Raw genomic sequence first — 23,128 nt, 5'->3', positions numbered from 1 at the left:
GCTTATTTCTTCTCTGCCTTGGCTTTGACCACCAGTGCGTCCAGCACCTGGGTGACGCTTTCGTTCAGCTGCGCTTCGCTGGTGGCATTGGCGTTGGCCATCGATGGCGCGGTCTGGTATTTGCCGTCGACGATCAGCAGCGGCCAGAATTCGACGTTGTAAGCATCCATCATGGACAGCGATTTACGCACCTGGGCGGCAACGCCGAAGCCGCGATAGGTGTCGGTGAATTTCTGCTTGTCGACGCCTTGTTTGGCGACGAAGTCGAACACCTGCTCATCGCGGTTCAGGCGATTGTGGTTGACGTGGATTTCATTGAAGGCTTTGGTGTGCAGCTCAGGCGTCAGCGCGCCCATGGATTGCAGCGTGTAGAACATGCGCGCCTGCGGCAGTTCGGTGCCTTGGCGGCCGATGTGCACGCGCTTGAAGACGATGTTGTCGCCCTGTTTCTTCACCCAGGCGTTGAGCGTGGCGTCGAAGGCGGCACAGTGCGGGCAGGCGTAGTCGAAGAATTCGATGATCTCGACTTTCTTGCCGGTGTCCACCGGCTGCGGCTTGGCCAGCGTCTTGAACTCGGTGCCTTCTTTCGGATCGGTTGGCGAAGCGGAAGCGGTGAACGCCACGGCGCTCAGGGTGATGGCGGTCAGGATGAATTTCAGGAATCGCATTATTACTCCTCTTATTTCTGGTTACGCACAACGGCAACGTCAATGCCGTTTTCGGACAGTTTGCTACGCACCTTGTTCATCGCTTCAACCTGATGATAAGGGCCGAGGCGCACGCGGTGCAGCACGCCGGTGTCGGTCGAGCGGTCCGAGAGGTTGGCTTCAAAGCCCAGCAGGGCCAGCTTGGCGCGCGCGCTTTCAGCATCGGCCGTTTCGCGGAAGGCGCCGGCTTGCAGGTAGTAGATGTATTTCTCGTCCGCGCCCGCTGCGTCGGTGGCAGGCTTGGCCGCCGGCTGCGGCGTGACGTTGGCGGCGTTAGGCGTTGCCGGCGCCGGCTTGGCTGGCGCTGCCGGCGTGTTCTGGATCTTGTCGACCATGGCCTGCAACTGGTCGGCCGCTGCCGGAGCCGGTGGCGCAGGCGTGGCCGGCGCAGGTGCTGGCTGCTCGCGCGACAGGTCCTTGGCCGCTTCGCGCGCCGCGTCCTTGTTGCCGTACATCGGCTTGTTTGGATCGGCGATTTGTCCCGCAGTCGGTTCCGTGGTTTTGCCCGGATGGCCCTTGTCCGTGAACGGCGTCGCGCCCTTGGTAATCATCAGCGCTACGACGACAGCGATACTCAGGCCGATGACCAGGCCAATGATGATGCCGACGAAGGTGTTGCCCTGCTGTTTCGTACGAGGGCGATGGGAACTGGAGCGGCTGGAACGGAAATTCATTGTGCGGGATGTCCTTCGCAATTACATTTTGTTGGGAGCCGAAACGCCGATCAGCGCCAGGCCGTTGCGCAGCACCTGGCGGGTGGCGACCATCAGGGCGATACGCGCGGCCTTCAGTGCTTCGTCGTCGACCAGCACGCGCTCGGCAAAGTAGAAGCTGTGCAGGTTGGCGGCCAGGTCGCGCAGGTAGAACGCGATCTGGTGCGGACCCAGTTCCGCCTGGGCGCGCGCCAGCGCTTCCGGATAGGCGGCCAGCGTCGCCAGCAGCGTCGCTTCGGTTGGCGCGGTCAGCGGCGACAGGTCGACATTGGCCAGCGAAGCTTCGTCGCCGGTCCATTGTTCCAGCATGCGGCAGATGCGCGCGTGGGCGTACTGCACGTAGTAGACCGGATTCTCGTCCGAGGTTTTCAGCGCGACGTCGACGTCGAACACGAATTCGGTGTCGGCTTTGCGCGAGATCAGGAAGAAGCGCACGGCGTCGCGGCCCTTGGTGATGTCGCCGCCGCCCGACCATTCGATCAGGTCGCGCACGGTGACGTAGGAGCCGGCGCGCTTGGAGATCTTGACCTCTTCGCCGCCCTTCATCACGGTGACCATCTTGTGCAGCACGTAGTCCGGGAAGCCTTGCGGGATACCCAGGTTGACCGCTTGCAGGCCGGCGCGCACACGGGCGATGGTGCCGTGGTGGTCGGAGCCCTGGATGTTGATCGCCTGATTGTAGCCGCGCTGGAACTTGACGATGTGGTAGGCGACGTCCGGCACGAAGTAGGTGTAGGTGCCGTCCTTCTTGCGCATCACCCGGTTCTTGTCGTCGCCGTAGTCTTCGGTGCGCAGCCACAGCGCGCCTTCTTCTTCGTAGGTCTTGCCGGAGTTGTTCAGCATCTCGACGGCGGCGTCCACCTTGCCGTCCGAGTACAGCGACGATTCGAGATAGTAGTTGTCGAACTTGACGCCGAAGGCTTGCAGGTCGATGTCCTGCTCGTTGCGCAGATAAGTCACGGCGAAGGCGCGGATCGATTCGATGTCTTCGATATCGCCGGACGCGGTGGCGGGCGAACCGTCGGAGGCCGATACGGTTTTCTTCTGTTTGAAATCTTCGGCGATGTCGGCGATGTAGTCGCCGTTGTAGGCCGACTCAGGCCATTCGGCGTCGCCCGGCTTGTAGCCGCGCAGGCGCGCCTGCACCGAGTTGGCCAGCGTCTGGATCTGCACGCCGGCGTCGTTGTAATAGAACTCGCGGGTGACGTCGTAGCCTTGCGAGGTGAACAGCGACGACAGCGCATCGCCCAGCGCCGCCTGGCGGCCGTGGCCCACGTGCAGCGGGCCGGTCGGGTTGGCGGAGACGAATTCGATGATGACTTTCTTGCCGGCGCCGCTATCGGCGGCGCCGAACTTGTCGCCCTGTGCCAGCACGCTCTTGACCACGGCCTGCTTGGCGGCGGCGCTGACGCGCAGATTGATGAAGCCAGGGCCAGCGATGTCGGCGCTGTCGATCAGGCCGTTGCGGGCGGGATCTTCCAGCAGGGCGTCGACCAGCCTGGTGGCCAGCTCGCGCGGGTTCATTTTCAGTTGCTTGGCCAGTTGCATGGCGATGTTGCAGGCGACGTCGCCATGCGAAGGATCGCGCGGGCGCTCGAGCACGACGTTGGCGGCGACTTCAGTACCGGCCAGGATCGGGGCGAGGGCGGCCTGGAACAGGGCCGTGATATCTTGTTTTTGTTGGGCTAGCATGCGCTTAAAGGTCATCAGATAGTGGAAACGGCGGGCGCATGGGCGCCGGCCAAACAGCGGTAATTATACTGTGTTGACCGGGCGGAGGGGCGGACTGTGAGACAGGAGGGTGTTGTTAATGAAGAAACCTTGCAATGCTGAACGCGATCGCTCCCACCGCCGCCGACAAGGTGACTGCGGTGCCGACGAACCATTTGATCAGGCGGGCCTCCAGTTGCGCCATGTTGACCTCCAGCTTGCTGTCGACAGCCGCGATCGCTTGCTCCAGCCGGGCTATGTCTTCCTTGGTCGCATAGTTTGATTTGACGACCGCCAGATCAATTTCGACTATCGTCAGTCGCGTTTCCAGGCCGCCCAGTCGTGTTTCCAGGCCGCCCAGTCTTGTTACGACCTGCTCGTCAGTGGTTTGCTCGGGTTTTGCTTGCGTAGCCATACGCCGATCTTACGCCCGCCAGCGGCGGCACGATTGATCTAAATTAAGCCGACACCGCTGTCGCCTTGCGTCAGGCCCTAATGTATACTGCGCGATCACGGCCGTCACCCACCTCTGGAATTAGCATATGAACAAGCGTCCAACGCTCTCCTTGAAGTCCCCTGCCAAGCCGGCCGCGCCGAAGTTGCGCGCCAGTCACGCGCGGGAGCTGAAACCGGCGTTGCAGACCCATTTCCAGACCAAACTCAAGCCCGATTCGCTGGCCTACAGCCTGATCGGCGCCGCCAGCGCCATCGCCCAGGTCAAGACCGGCACCAACCTGCCGCAGGCGCTGGCCCAGGTGTGGGCCAAACAGCCGGACACCACGCCGCAGGCGCGCGGTGCGATGCAGGACATCGCCTACCGCGCCATGCGCCAGCTGGGCCAGAGCGAGGCGCTGATCGGCCTGATGGCGCCCAAGGCACCGGAGCCGCTGGTGGCGGCGCTGCTGTCGTGCGCGCTGGCGCTGATGACCGCGCCGGACGAGACGCCGCCCTACGAAGAATTCACCGTGGTCGACCAGACGGTCACCGCCGCCGATGCCCACCCGGACACCGCCCGCGCCAAAGGCATGGTCAACGCCGTGCTGCGCCGCTTCCTGCGGGAACGCAAGGCTTTGCTGGACACCGCGCTGCTGCAACCGGTAGCAAAATGGAACTACCCGCAATGGTGGATCGATGCCGTTAAAACGGCCTGGCCGCAACAATGGCAGGAAATTCTTGCCACGGGCAATGCGCCGCCGCCGCTGACCTTGCGCGTCAACCGCAGCAAGACCACGGTGGCTGAGTACCTGGACAAGCTGGCCGACGCCGGCATGGCCGCCAGCCAGATCGGCCCGTACGCCGTGCGCCTGGAAAAGCCGGTCGGTGTCCAGCTGATTCCTGGTTTTGCCGAAGGCGAAGTCTCGGTGCAGGACGCCGGCGCCCAGCTGGCCGCGCCGCTGCTGGACGTGCAGCCCGGCATGCGCGTGCTGGACGCCTGCGCCGCGCCGGGCGGCAAGACCTGCCACATTCTAGAACTGGCCGATGCCCAGGTCACCGCGCTGGACGCTGATCCCAAGCGCCTGGCGCGCGTCGGCGAAAATCTTGACCGTCTGCAACTGAAAGCCACGCTGAAGGCGGCCGATGCGCAAAACAGGGACTGGTGGGACGGCCAGCAGTTCGACCGCATCCTGGCCGACGTGCCGTGTACCGCCTCCGGCATCGTGCGCCGCCATCCCGACATCCGCTGGTTGCGCCGCAAGGGCGACGCGCTCCAACTTGCAACACTTTCCGGCAAAATCCTCGACAACCTTTGGCAGATGCTGGCACCGGGTGGTAAATTGCTATTCGTGACATGTTCCTTGTGGCCGCAGGAATCCGAGGCGCAGGCGGCCGCTTTTGCTGTACGACATCAGGCTGTCCGACTGGATGCGCCCGGTCAATTGCTCCCCGCCGGCGGCTCCGGGCAGGATCACGATGGTTTGTTTTACGCGCTGTTCCAGAAAAATGCGTAACCTCTTGAGTACTTGCCCACCCGTGACGCTACGATTTTTTCGACTTCTGATCGCTCCGCTACTGCTGATGCTGGCGCTGCTGCCGCAGCCCTCGCACGCGGCCGAAGGCGTGGAAATCCGCCGCGCGCTGGTCGAAGCCACCGAAGACGGCTACCGCCTGTCGGCCACCTACGGCTTCGAGCTGAGTTCCGAGATGGAAGAGGCGTTGCAGTATGGCCGTACCCTGTATTTCTATACCGAAATAGAATTCACCCGCCCGCGCTGGTACTGGTTTGACGAAAAGGCCATCACCAAGCGCCAGACCATCAGCCTGTCGTATAACGTGCTGACCCGGCAATACAATGTGGCGGTCAGCGGCAGCGTGCACCAGAGTTTCTCGTCGCTGGAAGACGCGCTGTTCCTGATACGCCGGCCGAACCGCTGGGCGGTGGCTGCGCGCGGCGCGCTCAAGGTCGGCGAAGTCTATACCGTCAAGCTGAGCATGGGCCTGGACCCGAACTATGTGCCCAAGCCGCTCAAGGTCAACGCCCTGAATAACAGTGAATGGCGCCTGGCGTCGGACAAGAAAACCTTCCAGTACAGGGCTGAGTAAGTGAAGACGGCCTTGCGGTACTTTGCCGTGGTTGGCGGCGCCATCGTCAGCATCCTGTTGTTCCTGCTGGCATCGGCCTCCGACAATTCCGGCTTCTTCGACCGCTACTATGGCTGGCTGCTGGGCCTGAACGCGGCGGTGGCTGCCGCACTGCTGCTGCTGGTGGTGGTATCGCTGTTCCGCCTGTATTCCCGCTACAAGGCCGGCAAGTTCGGCTCCAAGCTGATGACCCGGCTGGTGCTGCTGTTTGCCGCCATCGGCGTGCTGCCGGGCCTGGTGATCTTCCTGGTCTCGGTGCAGTTTGTTTCCCATTCGATCGAATCCTGGTTCAACGTGCCTGTGGAAGAGGCACTGGAATCCGGCATCAACCTCAGCCGCGCCGGCCTGGACCGCGCTGTCAGCGAGCTGAGCGTCACCGCCGGCCGCACCGCGCAGGAACTGGCCGACCAGCCGTTCGGCAGCGAGCGCGCCATCCTGGCCACGCTGGTCAAGAACGAGGCCGGCATGCAGAACGCCATCATTATTGACGCCGAGGGCGGCCTGGTGGTCAGTGCACGCGCCAGCCGCAGCGGCAACCTCAGCGCCGACCTGCCGACCCGCGACATGATGGCCAAGGTCAAGAAAGACGCGCTGTACGGCGCGCCGGAAGGCGGCAACGAGCTGCACAGCGACCTGGTCAGCGCGCCGGTGACGCCGGAGCCGGTCAACCAGCTGCGCCTGCGGGTGGTGATACCGGTTCCCGACCATGTGCAGCCGAATGGCACCCACCTGGCGCCGCGCTATCTGCAACTGATCCAGTTGGCGCCGTCGCAGCTGGCGGCCGACGGCGAAACCATCCGCCGCGCCTACGCTGACTACAAGGAACGCTTCGACGCCCGTGGCGGCCTGCGCAAGATGTATGTGGTGACACTGACGCTGACCTTGCTGCTGGCGGTGTTCGGCGCCATTGCCGCCGCCTTCCTGATCGCCAGCGACCTGGCGCAGCCGCTGTTGCTGCTGGCCGAGGGCACCCGCGCGGTGGCCGAGGGCGACTTGTCGCCACGGCCGATCGTCGCCACCTCGGACGAGCTGGGCACGCTGACGCAGTCGTTCAACACCATGACGCGCCAGCTGTCGGACGCCCGCAGTGCGGTCGAACGCAACCGCTCAGCGCTGCAAAACGCCAAGGCCCACCTGGAATCGGTGCTGGCGAATATGTCGGCCGGCGTGATGGTGCTGGACCATGAATTCCATCTGATCAGCTGCAACGACTCGGTCGAGCGCATCCTGCAGCAGGCCGGTGTCACCATGATCGGCCAGAAGCTGGACGAAATCGAAGGCTTGCAGGAATTTGGCGCCGCCATCGTGGCCGCGTTTGCCGCGCAGAACGCGCAATCGGCGGCCGGCCGCAACCTCGCGCGGCTGCACTGGCAGCGCCAGATCGAAGTGCCGCGACGCAATGCCTCCAGTGTCGAGGACAACGATTTGACCCTGCTGACGCGCGGCTCGCGCCTGCCGGTCGAGGGCGGCAGCGGCTATCTGGTGGTGTTCGACGATATCTCCGACGTGATTTCCGCCCAGCGCTCGATCGCCTGGGGCGAGGTGGCGCGCCGCCTGGCGCACGAGATCAAGAACCCGCTGACGCCGATCCAGCTGTCGGCCGAACGCATGCAGATGAAGCTGGAAGACAAGCTGATGCCGGCCGACGTCGAGCTGCTGAACAAGGGCACGGCCACCATCGTCAACCAGGTGGCGGCGATGAAGCGCATGGTCGACGACTTCCGCGACTACGCCAAGACGCCGCCGGCGGTGCTGGAATCGCTGGACCTGAACGCGCTGGTCGACGAGATCCTGCATTTGTACATCAGCGGCGAGGGCAACGACATCATCCACCCGCAGCTGGCGCCCGGCCTGCCGCTGGTGATGGGCGATCCGACCCAGCTGCGCCAGGTGATCCATAACCTGCTGCAGAACGCCCAGGACGCGATGGCCGAGCTGCCGGACGGCGCACCGCAGGCGCGCATTGACGTGATCACCGAAGCCATTCATTATCAGGGCGCGGATGGTAGTTCGCGCACAGCCGTGCGGCTGGCGATTAGCGATAATGGTCCTGGCTTCGCGCCGAAAATCCTGGCGCGCGCGTTTGAACCTTACGTGACATCGAAGGCGCGCGGCACCGGTCTCGGCCTCGCGATGGTGAAAAAAATTATCGAAGAACATGGTGGACGGATTGATATTCAGAACCATGTCGATAGAAGTGGCGCGTCAGTGTTGATTTTGCTGTTAAAGTTAGCACCGGCGTCGCAAAATAGCTAAAGTGCTATGAAACACAAACATCATTGCCGTCTCAAGACGGCGAAATGAGGACAAGGGAAGATGGCAAACATTCTGGTAGTTGACGATGAAATGGGTATCCGCGAGTTGCTCTCGGAAATCTTGAGCGACGAGGGACATGCAATACAACTGGCGGAAAACGCCCAGCAGGCACGCGAGGCGCGTGCCCAGGGTGCGCCGGACCTGGTGCTGCTCGATATCTGGATGCCGGATACCGATGGCGTCACGCTGCTCAAGGAATGGCAGCGCGATGGCCTGCTGACCATGCCGGTCATCATGATGTCGGGCCATGCGACGATCGATACGGCAGTCGAGGCGACCCGCATCGGTGCGCTGAATTTCCTGGAAAAACCGATCGCGCTGCAAAAGTTGCTGAAGGCGGTGCAGGCCGGCTTGACCCGCGCGCAGGAAACCGTGCGCGCGCCGGCGCTGGCGCCGCGTCCGGCGATTGCCCAGCCGGAAGAAGCGCCAAGCGTGCCGGGCGGTATCAGCTTTGCTGCGCCAAATCCGGTGGCCGGCATTACCGTGCGCGGCGGCGCCACCGTGGCTGGCGACAACCACAGCTTCAGCCTGTCGTTCGACCTGCCGCTGCGCGAAGCGCGCGACGCCTTCGAGCGCATGTACTTCGAGCACCATCTGGGCCGTGAGGGCGGCAGCATGACGCGTGTGGCCGAGAAAACCGGCCTGGAGCGCACCCACTTGTACCGCAAGCTGAAACAGCTGGGCGTCGAGCCAGGCAAGCTGGCCAAGAAAAACGCCTGATTGTGGCTGGCTTCCCCGACACTGGCGCCGCCCATCACCGGCCGCCGGTGCCGGTCTGGCTGGTCACCGGCCCCCGCGCCGGCGCGCGCGAGGCGGCCATTGCTGCCCACCTGCCTAAGGAGGGGGGCAGCGTCATCATTCTGGAGGGCTTGTCGGATGGCGGTTCCGCCTTATCCTTTGCCCCTGAGGATGGTCCGTTTCCCTACGATACCTTGCCGCAAGTGTTGCGTATCGCTCCAGGCTGCCTGCATTGCAGCGGTAATCTGATTTTGCGAGTAACATTAAACCGTGTGCTGCGCCGTCCCCCCGCGCGGCTCTACCTCAGCCTGGCCTCCGCCGAGCACTTGGAACAGCTGCGTTCCTGGTTGTCCGAGGCGCCCTACGGGGACTTGCTGGAACTGCAAGACAACATCGCGGCCTAGCCCCAGCCCGCTGATTGGCCTTGAAAAGCCCCGTTTTCGACCCCAAATCGAGGTTGAAGGCGGAAACGAAGGTGTTTCGCCCCTTGAGAAAGGATGCAAAATGAACCTCATCTACAACAGCGAGCAATACAGTGTTGTCGAATTCGGCGTCGACCGGAACCTGGAGGCCCTGCGCTTCGGGGGCTATGAAATCGTCGACAAGGGTGGCAAGCGCGAAATCTTCATCGCCGGCGTGCTGGCGCAGCATTTCCGCCGCGACGTCAATGAACTGATCGCCGGCGAACCGACCATGGCGGAGATCGATGAATTTTTGGGCAGCTACGACGCCATCATGAGCCAGCCGGTGCTGCTGCATTAAATACGGCCCGGCCGCACATGGCGTGGTTATAATCACGCCATGTGCCAACTTCTAGGAATGAACTGCAATGTCCCGACCGACATTGTGTTCAGCTTTACCGGCTTCGCCATGCGTGGCGGCCATACCGATACCCACCACGACGGCTGGGGCATCGCCTTTTTCGAAGGCGCCGGCGTGCGCCATTTCGTCGATCACCAGGCGGCCATCGCCTCGCCGATTGCCGAACTGATCAAGCGCTACCCGATCAAGTCGACCAATGTCATCGCCCACATCCGCAAAGCCACACAGGGCCAGGTGATGCTGGAGAATTGCCACCCGTTCGTGCGCGAGCTGTGGGGGCAATACTGGGTGTTCGCCCATAACGGCGACCTGAAGGAATTCCAGCCGCTGCTGAATGGTGCTTTCCGCCCGGTGGGCACCACCGACAGTGAACGCGCCTTCTGCTACATCCTGCAGCAGCTGCGCGCCCGCTTTGGCGAGCAGCGCCCGCCGCTGGAAGAGCTGCGCTCGGTGCTGAGCGGGCTGGCGCACGAGATCGCCACGCACGGCACCTTCAATATGTTGCTGTCGTCCGGCGGCGAGTTGTTCGCGCATTGCTCGACCAATCTTTACTACCTGGTGCGCCAGCATCCGTTCGACACCGCCAAGCTATCCGATGAAGACGTCAGCGTGGATTTCTCCCAGGTAACGACGCCAAATGACCGCGTGGCCATCATTGTCACCCAGCCGCTGACCACCAACGAGCAGTGGACTGCCTTTCTGCCGGGCGAACTGAAGCTGTTTATCGACGGCTGCCCCACCGCTTAAAAATTCAGCGACACAGCCAGGCATTGATGTCAAAATAGTAGGATGATCGATCTCACCCTACACGACCGCGGCCCGCAGAATCTGCGCGTGCGCGAATTCTATCTGGGACGCCAGCCCATTCTGGACCGCAACCAGGCGCTGTTTGGCTATGAGTTGCTGTTCCGTAATGCGCCGGTCGGGCCGGCCCACGTCACCAACGACCTGACGGCGACGGCGGCGGTGATCGCCCATGCGTCGCAGCTGGGCATGGAGAAAACCATCGGCGACGCGCTGGGCTTCGTCAACGTTGACGCCAGCGCCATCATGAGCGACATCTTCTCCTTCCTGCCGCGCGAGAAGGTGGTGCTGGAGATCATCAACAGCATGCCGGCGACGCCGGAAGTGGTGGCGCGCATCCGCGAGCTGGTCGGCCATGGCTTCAGCTTCGCGCTGGATGACGTGACCGGCGAAACCGAGGCGGTGCAGGCGCTGCTGCCGCTGGTCGATTACGTCAAGATGGACGTACGCAACATCCCGCTGAGCACGCTGACCAGGCTGGCGCCACGCTTCCGCCAGGAAAAGAAAAAGCTGGTGGCGGAAAAGGTGGAAACGCGCGAGGAATTCAAGAATTGCCTGGACCTGGGGTTTGACTACTTCCAGGGCTATTATTTCTCCAAGCCGGTCATCATGAGCGGCAAGAAGCTGTCGCCGTCGCAGCTGGCGGTGATGGAGCTGATGACGCTGGTTACTTCCGACGCCGACAACGCCGACATCGAACGCGCGATCAAGCGCGACGTGTCGCTGGCGCTGAACCTGCTGCGGCTGGTGAACACGCCGGCAGTCGGCGCACGCCAGCGCATCGATTCGCTGAGCCAGGCGGTAACCATCCTCGGCCGCCGCCAGTTGCAGCGCTGGCTGCAGATCATGCTGTACGCTGAACCGAGCAAGCGCGGCCACAGCATGACGCCGCTGTTGATGCTGGCCACCACCCGTGGCCGTCTGCTGGAACTGCTGGCCGGCAAGTTGCGCCAGAGCCAGCGCGAGGTGGCCGATATCGCTTTCACGGTTGGCATCATGTCGCTGATGGATACACTGTTTGGTATCCAGATGACGGAGATCCTGGAACAGATACCGGTCGGCGACGAGGTGCGCGAGGCGCTGCTGCAGCGTGGCGGCTTCTACGGCGACCTGCTGAAGCTGGTCGAGTGCATCGAACGCATCGAAGACATGGACAGCCACATCGTGCCGACGCTGCGCGACCTCGCCATGTCCACCGACGAACTGGTGGAACTGGAAATGGCCGCCTTCGAGTGGAGCGACAACGTGGTGCGCTACGCCTTGTAGCCCACCATGGCGCCGGCTCAGGACAGGTTAGGCGCCAGCCAGCGCTCCAGTTCTTCTTTGGCCACACCCCGGCGCGCCACCATGTCGTCCAGCTGGTCGTTGCCGATCTTGCCGACCACGAAGTATTTCGATTCCGGATGGGCGAAGTAGAAGCCCGATACCGCTGCGCCTGGATACATCGCAAAGGAATCGGTCAGCTCCATGCCGATCTCTTCGGCCTGCATGGTGTTGAACATTTCGCGCTTGACGGTATGTTCCGGGCAGGCCGGATAGCCTGGCGCCGGACGGATGCCGATGTATTTCTCGGCGATCAGGTCTGCATTGCTCAGCGTCTCGGTCGGCTGGTAACCCCACAGGTCGGTACGCACGCGCTCGTGCAGATACTCGGCAAACGCTTCGGCCAGGCGGTCGGCCAGCGATTTCAGCATGATCGACGAGTAGTCGTCGTGCGCATCTTCAAAGCGCTTCTCGTGCTTCTCGATGCCCAGGCCGGAAGTGACCGCAAACATGCCGATGTAATCCTTGATGCCGCTGTCCTTCGGCGCGATGAAGTCAGCCAGGCACTGGTTCGGACGCTGCACGCCATCCACCACCGGCTTCACGCCTTGCTGGCGCAGGCCGTAGTAGGTGAAGTCCACGGTCGAACGCGTATCGTCGGTATAGACCTCGATATCGTCGTCGTTGACGGTATTCGCCGGCAGCAGCGAGATAACGCCGTTGGCGGTCAGCCAGCGGCCGTCGATCAGCTTCTTCAGCATGGCCTGGCCTTCCTCAAACACCTTGGATGCCGCTTCGCCCACCACCTCGTCGGTCAGGATGGCAGGGAAGGGACCGGCCAGGTCCCAGGTCTGGAAGAACGGGCCCCAGTCGATGTACCTGGCAATGGTGCCCAGGTCGACATTCTTGAATTCGCGGCGGCCTATGAACTTCGGCTTTACCGGCGCGAACGACAGTTTCATTTTGTTGGCGCGGGCGTCGGCCAGCGACAGCATCGGCAGCGCTTTCTTGTTGGCGTGCTGTTCGCGGATGCGCGCGTAATCCTGTTGCAGCTCGTCGATGTACTGCTCGCGTGATTCCGGCGTCAGCAGCGACTGCGCCACCGATACCGAGCGCGAAGCGTCCGGTACATACACCACCGGGCCTTCGTAGTTGTGGGCGATCTTCACCGCCGTGTGGGCGCGGCTGGTGGTGGCGCCGCCGATCAGCAGCGGAATCTTCAGCATGCGGAAGTGTTCGTCGCGCTGCATTTCCTTGGCTACGTGGGCCATCTCTTCCAGCGACGGCGTGATCAGGCCGGACAGGCCGATGATGTCGGCGTTCTCCACCTTGGCGCGCGCCAGGATCTCGGAGGCGGGCACCATCACGCCCATGTTGACCACTTCGAAGTTATTACATTGCAGGACCACCGAAACGATGTTCTTGCCGATGTCGTGCACATCGCCCTTGACGGTGGCGATGACGATCTTGCCCTTCGGTTTTGCAACGATGCCGGTGCGTTTTTCTTCCGCCAGCTTTTCTTCCTCGATGTACGGAATCAGGTGGGCCACCGCCTGCTTCATCACGCGCGCCGATTTCACCACCTGTGGCAGGAACATCTTGCCCTGGCCGAACAGGTCGCCGACGATGTTCATGCCATCCATCAGCGGGCCTTCGATGACGTGGATCGGGCGGCCGCCGCGCGCGAAAACGGCAGCGCGCATCTCTTCGGTGTCTTCGGTGATCCATTGCGTGATGCCATGCACCAGCGCGTGCGCCAGGCGCTTCTCGACCGGCGCGTTGCGCCATTCCAGATTGGCGGCATCCTGCTTGCCGGCGCCGGCCTTCAGCGTACCGGCGATTTCAATCATGCGTTCGGTGGCGTCTTCACGGCGATTCAGCACCACATCTTCGACGCGCTCGCGCAGCTCGGCCGGCAGGTCGTCGTAGACGCCGACCATGCCGGCGTTGACGATGCCCATGGTCATGCCGGCCTTGATGGCGTGGTACAGGAACACGGTGTGAATCGCTTCACGCGCCGGGTCGTTGCCGCGGAAGGAGAACGAGACGTTGGACACACCACCGGAGATTTTCGCGTGCGGCAGGTTGTCCTTGATCCAGCGGGTGGCGTTGATGAAGTCCACCGCGTAGTTGTTGTGTTCCTCGATGCCGGTGGCGACCGCGAAGATGTTCGGATCGAAGATGATGTCTTCCGGCGGGAAGCCGACTTTTTCGGTCAGTACCTTGTAGGCACGGCCGCAGATTTCGATCTTGCGTTCGTAGGTGTCGGCCTGGCCGGTTTCGTCGAAGGCCATGACGATGACAGCGGCGCCGTAGCTCAGGCACAGCCTGGCCTGGCGGATGAATTCTTCCTCGCCTTCCTTCATCGAGATGGAGTTGACGATGGATTTGCCCTGCACGCATTTCAGGCCTGCTTCGATGACCGACCATTTCGACGAGTCGATCATGATCGGCACACGTGAGATGTCCGGTTCGGAGGCAATCAGGTTGAGGAAGCGGGTCATCGCGGCTTGCGAGTCCAGCATTGCCTCGTCCATATTGATGTCGATGACCTGCGCGCCGTTCTCCACCTGCTGACGGGCGACGCTCAGCGCCTCGTCATACTGCTCGTTGAGGATCATGCGCGCGAAGGCTTTCGAGCCAGTGACGTTGGTGCGCTCGCCAACGTTGACGAACAGCGAGCTATCGTCGATGGTGAACGGCTCCAGGCCGGACAGCCGCTGCGCCACCGGCACTTGCGGCACGCTGCGCGGTTGCACAGTCGACAGGATGTCGCCAATGGCCTGGATGTGGTCGGGCGTGGTGCCGCAGCAGCCGCCGGCGACGTTGATGAAGCCTGCTTCGGCAAATTCTTTCAGCAGCGCCGAGGTGTCGGCCGGCAGTTCGTCGAAGCCGGTGTCGCTCATCGGGTTGGGCAGGCCGGCGTTCGGGTAGATGCAGACATAGGTATCGGCGATCTGCGACAGCTCTTCAGCGTAAGGACGCATCAGCGCCGCGCCCAGCGCGCAATTCAGGCCGATGGTCAGCGGCTTGGCGTGGCGCACAGAGTTCCAGAAAGCCGGCACGGTCTGGCCGGACAGGATGCGGCCGGAAGCATCGGTGACGGTGCCGGAGATCATCAGCGGCAGGTGTTCCTGCGCCGGATGGTCGGCGTAGAATTTGTCGATCGCGAACAGCGCGGCCTTGCAGTTCAGCGTGTCGAAGATGGTTTCCACCAGCAGCAGGTCGACGCCGCCTTCGATCAGGCCCTTGGTCTGTTCATAGTAGGCGTCCACCAGCTGGTCGAAGGTGATGTTGCGCGCAGCCGGGTCGTTGACGTCGGGCGAGATCGACGCGGTCTTTGGCGTCGGGCCGAGGGCGCCGGCGACGAAGCGCGGCTTGTCCGGCGTGCTGTACTTGGCGGTGGCGGCGCGCGCCAGCTTGGCCGCCTGCACGTTCATCTCATAGGCCAGGTGGCCCATGTAGTAATCGTCCTGCGCGATCCAGGTAGCGCCGAAGGTGTTGGTTTCGATCAGGTCGGCGCCACCCGCCAGGTAGCGCTCGTGGATTTCCTGGATGATGTGCGGCTGGGTCAGCGTCAGCAGCTCGTTATTCCCCTTGACGAACAGCTCGCGCGCACCGGAATTCGCTGGCGCGGCGAAGTCGATGAATGCACCGTTGGGGCCACCGCGATACGCGGTTTCATCCAGCTTGTACTGCTGGATGATGGTGCCCATCGCGCCGTCGAGAATCATGATGCGGCGGGCGAGAATCTCGCGCAGCTGGGCATCGGTCTTGGACATGACGGGGCGGGAAACGGAGTTATTCATTTGCTATCTCGTACCAAAAGGGCGGTCTAAGATTATACGGCATAGCTGAACAAGCTTCAGCCAAGCGCGGCATCGCCGCAACAATCTGCTGTTTCGTCTATCTGACCCACCGCAAGGTCCGCTGCCATGCCGCGCGCAATATCTCATGGTGCGCGCTACCCCGCGCTCTATACTGATATGGAGCGGCCATGTTTTTCGAATGGGACGAGAGCAAGAATCAACGCAATATTGCTAAACACGGTATTAGTTTTAAAGAAGCGACCAAAATTTTTGACTCCCAAACCTACGGCTATTTTGATTCAGATCATTCGCTCAATGAAGACCGTTATATAGAAATAGGTTTTGTCGGAGAGCGGCTGATAGCAGTTGTTTTTGTCCAGTTGGACGATCATACGGTTCGGATTATCTCCGCCCGGAAGGCATCGTTATTAGAGGAGCAGCGATATGAACGAGGCTATTGATTTTAGCGACATCCCCGAGCTGGGGGATGAATTTTTTTCCCGCGCCACGAAACGAGGGCCAAGGGTGCAGAAAGGCTCGGTAGTTATTGATCGTGATGTTTATGAATGGTTTGAGGCCAATATTCCAGCTTCTTCTGATCTGATCAGCAAAATACTGCGTGCTTATATGCAAGAGCAGCAAGCCAAGTCAGCAGCTGGCAGCGAGGGACAGGGCATCGGCTAGGCGGTCGTTACCCCAGTACATCTCCGTGCCGACGAAGAAGGTGGGGGCGCCGAAGATGCGGTGCTGGCGGGCTTCGTCGTTGCGTGCCCGCAGGCGGGCTTTGTTGTCATCGGATTGTGCGGCCGCCAGCAGCGCGCTGGCGTCGAGGCCGATGCCGGTGAGGATGGCGGCGATCACGTCTTCGCTGCCGATATCCTTGTCGTGCTCGAAGTTGGCCAGCATGACGCGGGCGCAGAATTCCGCCATCCACGGCTGATGCTCGCCCAGCAAGGCCACACGCGCCGCCAATAGCGAGCGGCGCGGGAACTCGGAAGGCTGCCGCCATGGCAACTGATACTTGGCACATTCGCGCGGCATGTCTTGCCAGACGTAAGCGCCTTTGTCCTTTTGCAGCACGAACGGCGAATTGTCCCAGCCCTGTTCCTTGAATATCGGCCCCAGCAGAAACGGCCGCCAATGGACCATGACTTCCTTCTGCCGCGCCAGCCGAAGCACGCTCAGGTAGCTATAGTTGCTGGCAAAATCAAACCAGCAGATGATTTCAGATGCAGACATCACGCTCTCCTTTATACTGTTTTATTTGCCCAGTTGAGGAAGTGTAGATGAATATCACTTTGACCATGCGCTGGATGTGCGCCATTGGCGTGCTGGCGGTGTCGCTGAACAGCCATGCGGATAGCTTTGTGTCGTCGGCCTCCAGCGCCGGCTCGGCGTCGAGCGGCAGCGTGTCCGATTCGCTGGCCGGTTCCAGCAATAGCTCCAACAAGGGCAACAAGGTGGCCGACGCGGATTACCGCATCATCGACATTGCCGCCACACCGGGCCGCGAAGGCCGCGCGCGCATCACCATGCAAACCGACGATGCGCAACAGCGCGTGGTGCTGGACCTGCCGCAAGCCACGTTCGACCAGCAGCAGCTGGCGCTGGGCGATGCGATGTATGCGCACAACCGCGTCTACGGCGTCGAGTTCGGCCGCGCCGACAATCGCCAGCCGTTCTACCTGGTGCTGGCCGATGAATGGTATGGCGAACTGGCTACGCGTCCTTTAAGCCTTTGAAGTTATTCCGCGCGCTGGCATTGGGCCTGCTGCTTGCGGCAGGCGCGGCGCAAGCTTCTTCCTCGCGCTTTTGCGACCGTTCGCAGGAGCTGACGGCGGTGGAGCAGGATCGCCTGCTGCGCTTTGCCGCCGTGCTGCGCGAGGAGCTGGCGGCCAGCGAAGAGAGCGTAGCGCTGGTCAGCCGCTCCGGCCTCGATCTGTCGCGCTTCAACATCCGCTATTCGCACGCAGCGCTGGCCTGGCGCTCGGATGAAGGCCTGTGGGCGGCGCGCCAGCTTTACTATGCCTGTGACGAGGGCTATCCGCGCATCTACGACCAGGGCCTGGCCGGTTTTGCCATGGGCACCGACTCGCCGAAGATCGGCTACCTGAGCATCGTGCGCCTGCCGCCGCAAGCGGTGCTGGCGTTGCGCCCGGCCTTGCTCGATACGCAGCGCGCGCTGCACCTGTTGGCGGCGCAATACAGCGCCAATGCCTATCCCTACAGCCTGCGCTACCAGAACTGCAATCAATGGCTGGTGGAGATGCTGGCGGCCGGCTGGGGCGACCTGCCGGATGGCGAGGATTTACGGGAGCGCGCGCAACGCTGGCTGCGCGAGGAACACTATGCGCCGCAGCCGGTCGATGTCGGCTCGCGCTGGTGGATGCTGGCGTCGTACTTCGTGCCGCTGGTGCACCTGAACGATCATCCGGATGCGGACCGGGCCGCGCTCAAGCTGCATGTCAGCCTGCCGACCACGATAGAGGATTTTGTGCGCGCCCGCTTTCCGCAAAGCGCGCGCGTCGAGCTATGCCACGATGAACAACAGATCGTCATCCATCGCGGCTGGACGCCGATCGCCGAAGGCTGCAAGCCAGCCGACGGCGACCGCGTCATTCCGCTGCGCGATTAGTTCAGCTCAGTGATGAACTGCTCGCGTGGACGGCGCACCTTCTTCAGGTTGACCAGCCAGTCGCTGTCCGGTTTGCGGTAGCCCAGCGGCAGGATCACCACGCTGCGCAGCTTGCGCTCTTGCAGCGACAGGATCTGGTCGACGGCGGCCGGGTCGAAGCCTTCCATCGGCGTGCTGTCGACGCCTTCGGCAGCGGCAGCCACCAGCGCCACGCCCAGGCCGATGTAGGCCTGACGGGCGGCGGCGTCAAAGTTGGCGACGTCGCCGCGCGCGGCCACGATGCCTTGCAGCTGCTTGCGGTAGGCTTCCCAGCCTTCGTTCTTGAAGCCGCGCACTTCATTGGTGTAATCGAACATCGAGTCGATGCGTTCCGGCGTGATGTTGTCCCATGCTGCGAACACCAGCAGGTGCGAGGCATCGGTTACCTGCGACTGGTTCCACGCCACTTCGCGAATCTTGGCGCGCAGCTCAGGGTTTTTCACGACGAATACCTCAAACGGTTGCAGGCCGCTGGAGGTAGGCGCGAGGCGGATCGCTTCCAGGATGCGGTTCAGTTTTTCGTCGTCCAGCTTTTTCGAAGCGTCAAAGCTTTTGGTCGCATAGCGCCAGTTCAGGTGTTGAATTACGTCGGTCATATCGATACTCCTATTGGTAATAACGCCTCTGCGAGCAGGCTCGGGCGGACCATCTTATAATAAGTTTCAAGTCAACTTGAGGGTCAAGCAAAAAATGAAAATCGGTGAACTCTCCCGAAAGTCAGGCATTGCTGCCTCGGCAATCCGTTTTTATGAGGAGCAGGGACTGCTGGCGCCAGTCTCGCGCACGGCGTCGGGCTATCGCCAGTACGCCAGCAATGCGCCGGACCGCCTGAAGCTGATTCAGGGCGCGAAGAAACTCGGCTTTACGCTGGAGGTGATACGCGACATGCTGGATGAAAACGGCAAGTGCTCGGTGGAGAAGACCATGCGCCAGTCGGCCATCCTCTTGCGCGAGATAGAGGAACAGCAGGCGGCGCTCGAACAACGCCGCCAGTCGCTGCTGATATTGCGCGCCAACCTGGGCGGCTACCGGACCGGCGATCCGTGCCGCGACAAGCTGGCGGTGAACTGATTACGCGAAGGACTGGCCTTCGAGCGGGAAGCCCTTGATGAACTCGGCCGCAGGCAGGCGCTTGCCGCCCGGTTTTTGCAGCGAGGTCAGACGCAGCGCACCGCTGCCGCAGGCCACCACGATGCCATGCTGCGCATCGGCCGACAGCACCTTGCCCGCCGGGCCGCTGCCATCCACCACTTCCGCGCCCCACAGCTTGACTACCACCTCGTTGACCGTACCATGCGCGCCCGGGAAGGGATTGAAGGCGCGGATCTTGCGGGCGATGTCGAGTGCTGATTGCGTGAAGTCGAGCGCGGCTTCTTCCTTGCTGATCTTGCTGGCGTAGTTGACGCCTTCTTCCGGCTGCACCACTGCTTCCAGCTGATTGTGCTGGTACTTCTGCAGCGCTTCGACAATCATCTTGCCGCCGAGCGCGGCCAGCTTGTCGTGCAGGCTGCCGGTGGTGTCGCTGTCCTCGATCGCCACCTTCTCGATCAGCAGCATCGGGCCGGTATCCAGGCCTTCTTCCATCTCCATGATGGTGATGCCGGTTTCGCTGTCGCCGGCTTCAATCGCGCGGTGGATCGGCGCGGCGCCGCGCCAGCGCGGCAGCAGCGAACCGTGGATGTTCAGGCAGGGTTTGATGTCCAGCGTGCTGCGCGGCAGGATCAGGCCGTAGGCTGCCACCACCATCACATCGTAAGGCGTCGACAGCAGGCGCTGGTGCGCGGCCTTGGCTTCCTCGGCGCGTTGCGGGTCTTTGCTGTCCATGCGCAGCGACAGCGGTTGCAGCACCTCGATGCCTTGCGCTACCGCGTATTGTTTCACCGCCGATGGCTGCAATTGCATGCCACGGCCGGCAGGGCGGTCCGGCTGGGTCAGCACCAGCGGGATTTCAAAGCCGGCCTCGTGCAGCGATTGCAGGGCCACGGCGGCAAATTCCGGCGTTCCGGCGAAGATGACTTTCATGGCGGCGCCGGCGATCAGTAGCGGCGACCCTGGGCGCGCAGTTGGGCTTCGCGCTGCATGCCGCGTTCTTCCTTCTGCAGCTTGGCCTTGATGCGGTTGCGCTTCAGCGGCGACAGGTATTCAACAAACACCTTGCCTTTCAGGTGATCCATCTCGTGCTGGATGCACACGGCTAGCAGGCCGTCGGCGTCCACTTCAAACGGCTGGCCCTTGACGTCGTAGGCGCGCACCTTGACTTTGGACGGACGCTCGACGCCGTCGTAGATGCCAGGCACCGACAGGCAACCTTCATCGTAGACTTGCCTGTCGTCGCTGGCCCAGAGGATTTCCGGATTGATGTAGGCAACCAGCGCGCTCTTGTCCTCGGTAATGTCGATGACCACCACTTGTTCGTGCACATCCACCTGGGACGCGGCCAGACCGACGCCCGGCGCGTCGTACATGGTTTCAGCCATGTCGGCGACCAGTTGTGCCAGACGCTCGTCGAATACGGTGACTGGCGCGGCAACTTTGTGCAAACGCGGGTCCGGGTAACGCAGAATATTTAAGATAGCCATGATAACTTTGTGAAAACTGTATGTTTGCCCCGCCAATGCAACAACCGCGCCGGTTCGGTAGCGCGGTTTCGCTTGCTAGTTCAGGGGTTTGTGGGCAGAATTTGATTCAATTTGGCAAGCTTTACTGCTCGGCTGCCGTGGGCTTGCGGCGCACTTACTGGATCTATTATGAAAAATTTTAGCACAGTCAGTACCCGCTTAGCATGGGCAGTCTTGTTTGTGGCCGTCCCGCTGGCCGCATCGGCCGCTCCGGTGTGCGAATTCCGGCCCGATGCGCCGGACCAGCACGTGGTCGTCAAGGGCGATACGCTGTGGGATATCGCCCGCACCTTCCTGCGCAAACCCTGGTGCTGGCCGACCGTGTGGGGCATGAACCGCGACGAAATCGCCAATCCGCACTGGATCTATCCGGGCCAGGTGATCTGGTTCGACCGCGCTGCCGGACGCCTGCGGCTGGGACAGCAATTGTCGCCAGGCCTGAATAATCCCTCGACGCAGAAACTGACGCCGCGCGTGCGCACCGAAGCGCTGGGCAAGGACGCCGTGCCGTCGATACCGCCGGGCGTCATCGAGCCTTTCCTGACCCAGCCGCTGATTATCGAGGATGACGAACTGAAAGGCGCGCCGCGCATCTTCGCCACGCAGGAAGGCCGCGTGTTCCTCGGCAAGGGCGACAAGGCCTATGTGCGCGGCGAGCTGGGTGGCAACACCTCGTTCCAGGTGTTCCGTCCGGGCGCGCCGCTAAAGGACCCTGTCACCAGGCAAGTCATCGGCCACGAGGCGTTTTATCTGGGCACGCTCAAGTTGCAGGCGGAAGCCAAGGGCGGCAGCGACGTGCATACCTTTACCGTCGCTAGCGCCGCGCAGGAAATGGGCAAGGGCGACCAGTTGCGCGCCGTGCCGCCGGCGCCGATGCAGAATTACGCGCCGCATCCGCCGGCGCAGCCGGTCGAGGCGCGGGTGGTGGCGATTTATGGTGGCGTTACGCACGCCGGCCAGAATCAGATCGTCAGCATTAATCGCGGAAAGCTTGACGGACTCGATATCGGCGCCGTTTTGCAGCTGTACCATGCAGGAAGAACTGTGAGCGATTCCACGGCACAAAAAAGCTGGTTCGGGCGCGCGCAGCAGGTCAAGCTGCCGGACGAGGAAGTCGGCAGCTTGTTTATCTTCCGCACGTTCAAGCATATTTCCTATGGCTTGATCATGCAGGTGACAGCGCCGGTGGAAGTGGGCGACGTCGCCAAGTCCCCGGAGTAAGCCGCGCCGTGCAAGCCACGGATATCCCCATCGAAGTGACCCGGCCAGTGCTGGCAGGCTGGCTGCGTCTGCAGCAGACCGACGGCGTCGGCCTGCTGACGGCGCACGCGCTGCTGCTGGAATTTGGCACGCCAGCGGCGATCTTTGCCGCCAGCCGCGAACAGCTGCTGGCCGTGGCCCGGCCGCGCCAGGCCGATGCGCTGCTGGCCGCGCCGACCACCCGGCTGGAAGCGGAACTGGACGCCGTGCAGGCGTGGCAGCAACAGCCCGGCAACCGCCTGCTGGCATGGGGCGACGCCGCATATCCTGAATACCTGCGCAATACCACCGGCGCGCCCTTGCTGTTGTACGTCAAAGGGCGCGCGGCGCTGCTGCACCAGCGTTCGGTGGCCGTGGTCGGTTCGCGCAACGCCAGCCGCCAGGGCGTGCTGAACGCCGGGCACCTGGCGCAGGCGCTGTCGGACGCCGGCCTGACCATTGTTTCCGGCCTGGCGCTGGGCATCGACGCGGCCGCGCATGCCGGCGGCCTGGACGGCCCCGGCGGCACCATCGCCGTGCTTGGCACCGGCATCGACCGCATTTATCCCGCCCGCAACGGTGCACTGGCGCGCCGCATCGCCGACGAAGGTTGCCTGGTCAGCGAGTATGCGCTCGGCGCGCCGCCGTCGCGCGACAACTTTCCGCGCCGCAACCGCATCATCAGCGGGCTGGCGCGCGGCGTGCTCGTGGTGGAGGCGGCAGCCAAATCCGGCTCGCTGATTACCGCCAGGCTGGCGCTGGAGCAGGGACGCGATGTGTACGCCGTCCCCGGCTCCATTCATGCGACACTGTCGAAAGGCTGCCACCAGCTGATACGCGAAGGCGCCAAGCTGGTGGAAAGCGCCGCCGATGTATTGCAAGCCATGCAAATGCTGGCCGATGGTGAAGCCGGCGCCCGCACTGCACCGGACGACAGTTTTGTCGACCGCGTGCTGGAGGCCATGGGCGAGGACCCGGTCCAGGCCGATGTGCTGGCCTTGCATCTTGGACAAGCCCCCGGCGAGTTGCAGGGGCAATTATTGGCGCTGGAACTTGCCGGACTGCTGGAACGTTTGCCAGGTGGCATGTTCCAGCGGCTGCGTGGTTGAACCGCAGCACCGTACTTGTATCGAAT

At 62.6% G+C, this 23,128-nt stretch carries 24 protein-coding genes; 15 read left to right on the top strand and 9 right to left on the bottom strand.

Features of this window, described 5'->3' with window-relative positions; translation table 11 throughout:
* Nucleotides 1–2: 2 nt before the first annotated feature.
* The 4 genes from BLS51_RS19930 to BLS51_RS19915 all read right to left on the bottom strand — a co-directional run bounded on the left by BLS51_RS19930 (nucleotide 3) and on the right by BLS51_RS19915 (nucleotide 3,545).
* Nucleotides 3–668 carry a thiol:disulfide interchange protein DsbA/DsbL gene (locus BLS51_RS19930; protein ID WP_090187097.1) on the bottom strand — a complete coding sequence of 222 codons (666 nt, stop codon included), beginning with the start codon at nucleotides 666–668 and terminating at the stop codon, nucleotides 3–5.
* A gap of 11 nt (nucleotides 669–679) precedes the next feature.
* On the bottom strand, nucleotides 680–1,381 hold the full coding sequence (locus BLS51_RS19925; RefSeq protein WP_090187092.1) for an SPOR domain-containing protein: 702 nt from the start codon (nucleotides 1,379–1,381) through the stop codon (nucleotides 680–682).
* A 21-nt stretch (nucleotides 1,382–1,402) separates the two neighbouring features.
* Nucleotides 1,403–3,112, bottom strand: a complete 1,710-nt coding sequence (argS, locus tag BLS51_RS19920; protein WP_090187321.1) for an arginine--tRNA ligase — start codon at nucleotides 3,110–3,112, stop codon at nucleotides 1,403–1,405.
* 115 nt (nucleotides 3,113–3,227) lie between these two features.
* On the bottom strand, nucleotides 3,228–3,545 hold the full coding sequence (locus tag BLS51_RS19915; protein WP_090187088.1) for a hypothetical protein: 318 nt from the start codon (nucleotides 3,543–3,545) through the stop codon (nucleotides 3,228–3,230).
* A 127-nt stretch (nucleotides 3,546–3,672) separates the two neighbouring features.
* Here BLS51_RS19915 and rsmB point away from each other — a divergent pair, with 127 nt between their 5' ends.
* The 8 genes from rsmB (at nucleotide 3,673) to BLS51_RS19875 (ending at nucleotide 11,656) form a co-directional block, all read left to right on the top strand.
* Nucleotides 3,673–5,079 carry a 16S rRNA (cytosine(967)-C(5))-methyltransferase RsmB gene (rsmB, locus tag BLS51_RS19910; protein ID WP_090187084.1) on the top strand — a complete coding sequence of 469 codons (1,407 nt, stop codon included), beginning with the start codon at nucleotides 3,673–3,675 and terminating at the stop codon, nucleotides 5,077–5,079.
* A complete protein-coding gene (locus BLS51_RS19905; RefSeq protein ID WP_175472633.1) occupies nucleotides 5,072–5,671 on the top strand; it encodes a DUF4390 domain-containing protein in 600 nt (199 codons plus the stop codon). The genes rsmB and BLS51_RS19905 overlap by 8 nt, the downstream gene beginning before the upstream one ends.
* The gene (locus BLS51_RS19900; protein WP_090187077.1) at nucleotides 5,672–7,966 is read left to right on the top strand and encodes a sensor histidine kinase; all 2,295 of its coding nucleotides are present in this window, start codon (nucleotides 5,672–5,674) and stop codon (nucleotides 7,964–7,966) included.
* Nucleotides 7,967–8,026: 60 nt separating this feature from the next.
* Entirely contained in the window at nucleotides 8,027–8,746 is a 720-nt protein-coding gene (locus tag BLS51_RS19895) for a response regulator (RefSeq protein ID WP_090187073.1), read from the top strand.
* A gap of 2 nt (nucleotides 8,747–8,748) precedes the next feature.
* Nucleotides 8,749–9,168: a GTPase gene (locus BLS51_RS19890; RefSeq protein WP_090187070.1), complete on the top strand. Its 420-nt coding sequence runs from the start codon at nucleotides 8,749–8,751 to the stop codon at nucleotides 9,166–9,168.
* 100 nt (nucleotides 9,169–9,268) lie between these two features.
* On the top strand, nucleotides 9,269–9,526 hold the full coding sequence (locus BLS51_RS19885; protein WP_090187066.1) for a BTH_I0359 family protein: 258 nt from the start codon (nucleotides 9,269–9,271) through the stop codon (nucleotides 9,524–9,526).
* Between the two features lie 39 nt (nucleotides 9,527–9,565).
* The gene (locus BLS51_RS19880; RefSeq protein WP_090187061.1) at nucleotides 9,566–10,333 is read left to right on the top strand and encodes a class II glutamine amidotransferase; all 768 of its coding nucleotides are present in this window, start codon (nucleotides 9,566–9,568) and stop codon (nucleotides 10,331–10,333) included.
* Nucleotides 10,334–10,375: 42 nt separating this feature from the next.
* A complete protein-coding gene (locus BLS51_RS19875; RefSeq protein WP_090187059.1) occupies nucleotides 10,376–11,656 on the top strand; it encodes an EAL and HDOD domain-containing protein in 1,281 nt (426 codons plus the stop codon).
* 17 nt (nucleotides 11,657–11,673) lie between these two features.
* On the opposite strand, the gene metH is transcribed toward BLS51_RS19875, so the two are convergent.
* Entirely contained in the window at nucleotides 11,674–15,435 is a 3,762-nt protein-coding gene (metH, locus tag BLS51_RS19870) for a methionine synthase (protein WP_090187055.1), read from the bottom strand.
* Between the two features lie 215 nt (nucleotides 15,436–15,650).
* Here metH and BLS51_RS19865 point away from each other — a divergent pair, with 215 nt between their 5' ends.
* Together BLS51_RS19865 and BLS51_RS19860 are read left to right on the top strand one after the other, a co-directional pair.
* Nucleotides 15,651–15,923 carry a BrnT family toxin gene (locus BLS51_RS19865; protein ID WP_090187051.1) on the top strand — a complete coding sequence of 91 codons (273 nt, stop codon included), beginning with the start codon at nucleotides 15,651–15,653 and terminating at the stop codon, nucleotides 15,921–15,923.
* Entirely contained in the window at nucleotides 15,907–16,146 is a 240-nt protein-coding gene (locus BLS51_RS19860; protein WP_090187048.1) for a hypothetical protein, read from the top strand. Before BLS51_RS19865 ends, BLS51_RS19860 begins: the two co-directional genes overlap by 17 nt.
* Here BLS51_RS19860 and BLS51_RS19855 read toward each other — a convergent pair.
* Nucleotides 16,111–16,701, bottom strand: coding sequence for a 2-hydroxychromene-2-carboxylate isomerase (locus tag BLS51_RS19855; RefSeq protein WP_090187044.1), 591 nt, complete (start codon nucleotides 16,699–16,701; stop codon nucleotides 16,111–16,113). The genes BLS51_RS19860 and BLS51_RS19855 overlap by 36 nt on opposite strands.
* A 47-nt stretch (nucleotides 16,702–16,748) precedes the next feature.
* On the opposite strand from BLS51_RS19855, the gene BLS51_RS19850 reads away from it, so the two are divergent.
* Nucleotides 16,749–17,204, top strand: a complete 456-nt coding sequence (locus tag BLS51_RS19850; protein ID WP_090187041.1) for a hypothetical protein — start codon at nucleotides 16,749–16,751, stop codon at nucleotides 17,202–17,204.
* A complete protein-coding gene (locus BLS51_RS19845) occupies nucleotides 17,201–18,097 on the top strand; it encodes a DUF2145 domain-containing protein (RefSeq protein ID WP_229207650.1) in 897 nt (298 codons plus the stop codon). Before BLS51_RS19850 ends, BLS51_RS19845 begins: the two co-directional genes overlap by 4 nt.
* Here the strand turns inward: BLS51_RS19845 and BLS51_RS19840 are convergent.
* Nucleotides 18,094–18,732, bottom strand: a complete 639-nt coding sequence (locus BLS51_RS19840) for an NAD(P)H-dependent oxidoreductase (protein WP_090187034.1) — start codon at nucleotides 18,730–18,732, stop codon at nucleotides 18,094–18,096. The genes BLS51_RS19845 and BLS51_RS19840 overlap by 4 nt on opposite strands.
* Before the next feature lie 94 nt (nucleotides 18,733–18,826).
* On the opposite strand from BLS51_RS19840, the gene BLS51_RS19835 reads away from it, so the two are divergent.
* Nucleotides 18,827–19,207: a MerR family transcriptional regulator gene (locus BLS51_RS19835; protein WP_090187031.1), complete on the top strand. Its 381-nt coding sequence runs from the start codon at nucleotides 18,827–18,829 to the stop codon at nucleotides 19,205–19,207.
* Here BLS51_RS19835 and fmt read toward each other — a convergent pair whose 3' ends face one another.
* Entirely contained in the window at nucleotides 19,208–20,158 is a 951-nt protein-coding gene (fmt, locus tag BLS51_RS19830; RefSeq protein ID WP_090187027.1) for a methionyl-tRNA formyltransferase, read from the bottom strand.
* 14 nt (nucleotides 20,159–20,172) lie between these two features.
* A complete protein-coding gene (def, locus tag BLS51_RS19825; RefSeq protein WP_090187024.1) occupies nucleotides 20,173–20,715 on the bottom strand; it encodes a peptide deformylase in 543 nt (180 codons plus the stop codon).
* A gap of 168 nt (nucleotides 20,716–20,883) precedes the next feature.
* Here def and BLS51_RS19820 point away from each other — a divergent pair, with 168 nt between their 5' ends.
* On the top strand, nucleotides 20,884–21,975 hold the full coding sequence (locus BLS51_RS19820) for a LysM peptidoglycan-binding domain-containing protein (protein WP_090187020.1): 1,092 nt from the start codon (nucleotides 20,884–20,886) through the stop codon (nucleotides 21,973–21,975).
* An 8-nt stretch (nucleotides 21,976–21,983) separates the two neighbouring features.
* Complete coding sequence (gene dprA / locus BLS51_RS19815; protein ID WP_090187016.1) at nucleotides 21,984–23,102, top strand: DNA-processing protein DprA; 1,119 nt, start codon at nucleotides 21,984–21,986, stop codon at nucleotides 23,100–23,102.
* Nucleotides 23,103–23,128: the final 26 nt, after the last annotated feature.

It is taken from the genome of Duganella sp. OV510, assembly GCF_900100205.1.
Taxonomy (GTDB): Bacteria; Pseudomonadota; Gammaproteobacteria; order Burkholderiales; family Burkholderiaceae_D; genus Rugamonas.
Note: the sequence above shows the minus strand (reverse complement) of the source record. Positions and strands in the feature narration are given on the sequence as shown.

Coding starts and splice junctions, on each gene's coding strand:
- BLS51_RS19930 (WP_090187097.1), bottom strand. CDS start 668: ATGCGATTCCTGAAATTCATCCTGACCGCCATCACCCTGAGCGCCGTG.
- BLS51_RS19925 (WP_090187092.1), bottom strand. CDS start 1,381: ATGAATTTCCGTTCCAGCCGCTCCAGTTCCCATCGCCCTCGTACGAAA.
- argS (WP_090187321.1), bottom strand. CDS start 3,112: ATGCTAGCCCAACAAAAACAAGATATCACGGCCCTGTTCCAGGCCGCC.
- BLS51_RS19915 (WP_090187088.1), bottom strand. CDS start 3,545: ATGGCTACGCAAGCAAAACCCGAGCAAACCACTGACGAGCAGGTCGTA.
- rsmB (WP_090187084.1), top strand. CDS start 3,673: ATGAACAAGCGTCCAACGCTCTCCTTGAAGTCCCCTGCCAAGCCGGCC.
- BLS51_RS19905 (WP_175472633.1), top strand. CDS start 5,072: ATGCGTAACCTCTTGAGTACTTGCCCACCCGTGACGCTACGATTTTTT.
- BLS51_RS19895 (WP_090187073.1), top strand. CDS start 8,027: ATGGCAAACATTCTGGTAGTTGACGATGAAATGGGTATCCGCGAGTTG.
- BLS51_RS19885 (WP_090187066.1), top strand. CDS start 9,269: ATGAACCTCATCTACAACAGCGAGCAATACAGTGTTGTCGAATTCGGC.
- BLS51_RS19880 (WP_090187061.1), top strand. CDS start 9,566: ATGTGCCAACTTCTAGGAATGAACTGCAATGTCCCGACCGACATTGTG.
- BLS51_RS19875 (WP_090187059.1), top strand. CDS start 10,376: ATGATCGATCTCACCCTACACGACCGCGGCCCGCAGAATCTGCGCGTG.
- metH (WP_090187055.1), bottom strand. CDS start 15,435: ATGTCCAAGACCGATGCCCAGCTGCGCGAGATTCTCGCCCGCCGCATC.
- BLS51_RS19865 (WP_090187051.1), top strand. CDS start 15,651: ATGTTTTTCGAATGGGACGAGAGCAAGAATCAACGCAATATTGCTAAA.
- BLS51_RS19860 (WP_090187048.1), top strand. CDS start 15,907: ATGAACGAGGCTATTGATTTTAGCGACATCCCCGAGCTGGGGGATGAA.
- BLS51_RS19855 (WP_090187044.1), bottom strand. CDS start 16,701: ATGTCTGCATCTGAAATCATCTGCTGGTTTGATTTTGCCAGCAACTAT.
- BLS51_RS19850 (WP_090187041.1), top strand. CDS start 16,749: ATGAATATCACTTTGACCATGCGCTGGATGTGCGCCATTGGCGTGCTG.
- BLS51_RS19840 (WP_090187034.1), bottom strand. CDS start 18,732: ATGACCGACGTAATTCAACACCTGAACTGGCGCTATGCGACCAAAAGC.
- BLS51_RS19835 (WP_090187031.1), top strand. CDS start 18,827: ATGAAAATCGGTGAACTCTCCCGAAAGTCAGGCATTGCTGCCTCGGCA.
- fmt (WP_090187027.1), bottom strand. CDS start 20,158: ATGAAAGTCATCTTCGCCGGAACGCCGGAATTTGCCGCCGTGGCCCTG.
- def (WP_090187024.1), bottom strand. CDS start 20,715: ATGGCTATCTTAAATATTCTGCGTTACCCGGACCCGCGTTTGCACAAA.
- BLS51_RS19820 (WP_090187020.1), top strand. CDS start 20,884: ATGAAAAATTTTAGCACAGTCAGTACCCGCTTAGCATGGGCAGTCTTG.